This window comes from Methylobacterium sp. WL120 (assembly GCF_008039465.1).
GTDB lineage: Bacteria > Pseudomonadota > Alphaproteobacteria > Rhizobiales > Beijerinckiaceae > Methylobacterium > Methylobacterium cerastii.
The window spans coordinates 1-3,907 of sequence record NZ_VRUT01000263.1 but is presented as its reverse complement, the minus strand read 5'-3'; the positions used below and the strand labels follow the sequence as shown (position 1 = coordinate 3,907).

The 3,907-nt window shown below is 72.2% G+C and carries 4 protein-coding genes and 1 pseudogene; 3 read left to right on the top strand and 2 right to left on the bottom strand.

The window, feature by feature from the left end; genetic code table 11:
* Together FV229_RS25795 and FV229_RS25790 are read right to left on the bottom strand one after the other, a co-directional pair.
* Positions 1–369 (bottom strand): annotated as a pseudogene (locus FV229_RS25795) (hypothetical protein); the annotation flags it as partial.
* Positions 369–1,034: a response regulator transcription factor gene (locus FV229_RS25790; protein WP_147754654.1), complete on the bottom strand. Its 666-nt coding sequence runs from the start codon at positions 1,032–1,034 to the stop codon at positions 369–371. The pseudogene FV229_RS25795 and the gene FV229_RS25790, both read right to left, overlap by 1 nt.
* A gap of 146 nt (positions 1,035–1,180) precedes the next feature.
* On the opposite strand from FV229_RS25790, the gene FV229_RS25785 reads away from it, so the two are divergent.
* From FV229_RS25785 to FV229_RS25775, 3 genes are all read left to right on the top strand, one after another.
* Positions 1,181–1,852 (top strand): DNA-binding protein, encoded by a 672-nt coding sequence (locus FV229_RS25785; RefSeq protein WP_147754653.1) that lies wholly within the window; start codon positions 1,181–1,183, stop codon positions 1,850–1,852.
* A 118-nt stretch (positions 1,853–1,970) separates the two neighbouring features.
* Positions 1,971–2,279: a hypothetical protein gene (locus FV229_RS25780; RefSeq protein ID WP_147754652.1), complete on the top strand. Its 309-nt coding sequence runs from the start codon at positions 1,971–1,973 to the stop codon at positions 2,277–2,279.
* A gap of 188 nt (positions 2,280–2,467) precedes the next feature.
* The coding region (locus tag FV229_RS25775) for an ABC transporter ATP-binding protein (RefSeq protein ID WP_147754655.1) at positions 2,468–3,907 on the top strand (1,440 nt) is incomplete at its 3' end.

The window sequence follows — 3,907 nt, the reverse complement described above, 5'->3', positions numbered from 1 at the left end:
GCCCTCGTCGGGACGGGGGGCCGCCGGCACGGGCAGCGCCTCGCGTCCGAGCGAGGCGGAGCGCAGCAGCGTCCCGCCGCGCCGCACCTGCCAGGCCCAGCCCGAGCCCTCGCGGTCGAAGGGCGGCGCGTCGAAGTCGCGGGACAGGCGCGGACCGTCCGGCCCCTGCTCGAGCCCGGAACGGATCGCCACGATCTGCGCATCGAGCCGTCCGTCGATCTGCCCGCGGACGAACCGATGGAGGATGAAGCCGATCGCGACGCCCGCGACCACGAGCGCGACGGTGATGAAAACGAGGGCTACCGCGAGGAGGCGGCGCGCGAGGGAACCGGTGGGGCCTGCGCCGTCGGCGGCGGATGCGCGGGCCATCAGGCGGCGTCCGCGTGCAGGCGCCAGCCGTGGCCGCGCACCGCCTCGATCTGCGCCGGCGCGATCTTGCGGCGCAGGCGCGTGATGATGACCTCGACCGAGTTCGAATCGACGTCGGCGTCGCCGTCGTAGACCCGCTCGATCAGCTGCGAGCGGGGCACCACTGCGTCCTTGCGCAGCATCAGGCAGGAGAGCACCCGCCATTCGAGGCCGGTGAGCTTCAGGGGCAGCCCGTCGCGCTCGAAGGCGCCGAGGCCGGGATCGAAGCTCAACGGCCCGCACACGAGCCGGCTCGCGCCGCTGGCCTGGGCGCGCCGCACCAGCGCCCGCAGGCGGATCACCAGCTCTTCGGTGCGAAACGGCTTGACCAGGTAATCGTCGGCGCCGGCCTTGAAGCCCGCGACCTTGTCGCTCCAGCCGTCACGCGCTGTGAGGATCAGGACCGGGAGCGTGCGTCCGCCTGCGCGCCAGGCCTGCAGCACCGAGACGCCGTCGCGCTTGGGCAGGCCGAGGTCGAGCACCACCGCGTCGTAATCCTCGGTCTCGCCCAGATGCTGCGCGTCCTCGCCGTCGCGCGCGTGGTCGAGGGCGAAGTTTTCCGCGCGCAGCGCCTTCGCGATCTCGGCGCCGAGCGCCGCATCGTCCTCGACCAGCAGGACCTTCATGGATCTTCGAACCTCTCGGGGACGGGCGCCGGGGTTAGGCCGGCCGGTTTAACCGGAGCTGAACCGCGCGGTTCAGGGTGGATTGGCGGCCCTCTCCTAGAACGCCGTCAACCCGAAAGGGCCCACCCGAACAGGACACGATCATCATGAGCAACGAACAGGTCATCGACGGCACCGCCACCGAAATCCCCCAGGCTGCCGCTTCGAAGCCGCCAATCCGCCGCCTGCCCCGCCGCACCCTCGTCGTCGGCGCGATCGCCGCGCCGCTGGCGCTGGGCGCCGTCGGCCTCTCCCTGGCGCAGAACGGCGCCCCTTCGACCACGCCGATCGCCCCGGTGGCGATCTCCGCCCTGGTGCCGTCGGGCGGCATCGCCGCCAAGGGCGAGGTCGCCGAGATCTTCGGCAACAAGTTCGTGCTGCAGGACGGCACCGGGCGGGCGCTGGTCGAGACCGGGCGCCGGGGCGAAGGCGGCACGCTCGTGGCCAAGGGCGAGACCGTCACCGTGCAGGGGCGCTTCGAGAACGGGTTCCTGCACGCGGCGGTGCTGACCCACGGCGACGGCAACCGGGTGCTGCTCGGCCCGGCCGGCGGCCCGCCCCCCGGCACCCTCGACTGGGCGAAGGACAAAGTCGGGCTCGGGGCCAACCCCGACGTGCCGGCGCTGACCGCCTCGGTGCAGGCGGCCGGCTACTCGGACGTGCGCGTCACCGGCCGCGGCCCGCGCCACCTCGAGGTCGCCGCCAAGGGCCAGGACGGGCGCGAGCGCGCGCTGCACGTCGGCTTCGACGGGCAGATCCGCGAGATGCGGGCGTTCTGAGCCGACGCCCCCGGGGTCGACGCGGCACGATCCTCGCCTGGATCGGTGGGGTGCGATGCAACCGATCCCGGCCTGCCGCGTCATGGCGAGAGACAGACCACGAAGGAGCCTGCCCCGGATGGAGCCCATGAAGCCGATGGAACCGATGAAGCCGATGGAACCCATGAAGCCGATGAAGGGCATGGAGCCCTGGTGGCCGGAGGACCTCGGCAAGCCCTCGACCAGCGGGTCGCAGAACGGGATGAAGTACGCCTTCTTCCCCGAGAAGCACCGCCTGCTGATCGAGCAGGACGGCAAGACCACCACCTACGACAGCGGCGACCACAAGATCGGCGGCGTCTCGCAGCAGGACGGCGGCAGCAAGTCTCTGACCTTCACCAGCCAGAACGGCGACGTGGACCTCGGCTCGCTGAAGCAAGTCGACTGAAGGCCTGACGGGGCGGGCAGGGCTTCGCGGCCGCGCCCGCCCGCGTGGACAGCATGGCGCCGGGCCTCTATGCGCTCGGCCCACATGAGAGAGCGCTTCACAGAGAGATCCGCGCCGGGCGCCCTTCCCTCCCTCCCCCGCGGGGGGGGAAAAGAGCGTTGCGTCCTGCCGATCCCGAGGACGCACCGTTGCGCGCGCTGATCGACCTCGTCCGCGCCATGCGGGCGCGCGACCGGCGGCGGTTGGCGCTGATCGCGCTCGGCCTCACCGGTGCGGGCCTGCTCGAAGTGGTCGGCGTCGCCTCGGTGATCCCGTTCCTGACGCTGGTCGGCGATCCCGCGGCCGCCACCCGCCTGCCCTACCTCGCCCACATCCGCGATACGCTGGGGCTGGCCGACGACCGCAGCTTCCTCATCGCCGCGGGCCTGGCGGCGCTGCTCGCGATCCTCGTCACCGCCGTGGTCAACGCCGCGCTGACCTACGCCCAGCTCCTGTTCACGCATCTCACCGGCTACGGCTTCGCCCGGCGTCTGCTGTTCCGCTACCTCGCGCGTGAACGCTTGTTCTTCACGCAGGGGAACAGCGCGGAGCTCGCCAAGAACGTGCTCTCGGAGACCGACCGGCTAGTCATCGGCGTGCTGACGCCGGCGACCGTCATCGCGTCCCGGGCGATCTCGGCGCTCGCCGTCATCGCCTTCCTGCTGGTCTACGCGCCGCGCCTCGCCCTGATCCTCGGCGGCGGCTTCGGCGGGCTCTACGTCGGCATCTACCTGGTGATGCGCGCGCGCCTCGCGTCGCTCGGCGCGCGCTCGGTCGGCGACAACGCGCAGCGCTACCGCGTGGTGCAGGAGACGCTGGGCGCGCTCACCGAACTCAAGCTCTACGGCCGGGCGGAGACCTTCGCCGGCAAGTTCGACACCCCCGCCCACGCCTACGCGAAGGCCACCGCCGAGAGTCTGCTGACCGGGCAGATGCCGCGCTTCGTCATCGAGGCGCTGGCATTCGGCGGCGTCATCGTGGTGGTTCTGTTCGCGCTGGCCCAGGGGCTCGACACCGCCGGCATCCTGCCGCTGCTCGGGCTGTTCGCCTTCGCCGGATACCGGATGCTGCCGGCCTTCCAGAACATCTTCAACTCGCTGGCGCTGCTGCGCTTCTACCTGCCGGCGGTGCGCGTCATCGTCGACGACCTCGCCGGCGAGACCGAGAGCCCGCCGCGGACTCTCGCCCGGCTGCCGTTCTGCGACGCGATCCGCCTGGAGGGCGTCGGCTTCGCCTACGCGCCCGGCCGGCCGGCGCTGGCCGAGGTGAGCCTGACGATCCGGGCCAACACCACCGTCGGCCTCGTCGGGCGCACCGGATCGGGCAAGTCGACCCTCGTCGGCCTCATCCTCGGCATCCTGACGCCGGATGCGGGCCGCATCACCGTCGACGGCACGCCCCTCGACGCGGACACCCTGCCCGCCTGGCAGAACCGGATCGGCTACGTGCCGCAGGACGTCTTTCTCGTGGACGGGACGGTGGCCGAGAACATCGCGCTGGGCCTCGAGCCGGTGGACCGCGCGGCGGCGGAGCGCGCGGCGCGGCTGGCCGGCGCGCACGACTTCGTCGCGGCCCTGCCCGAGGGCTAC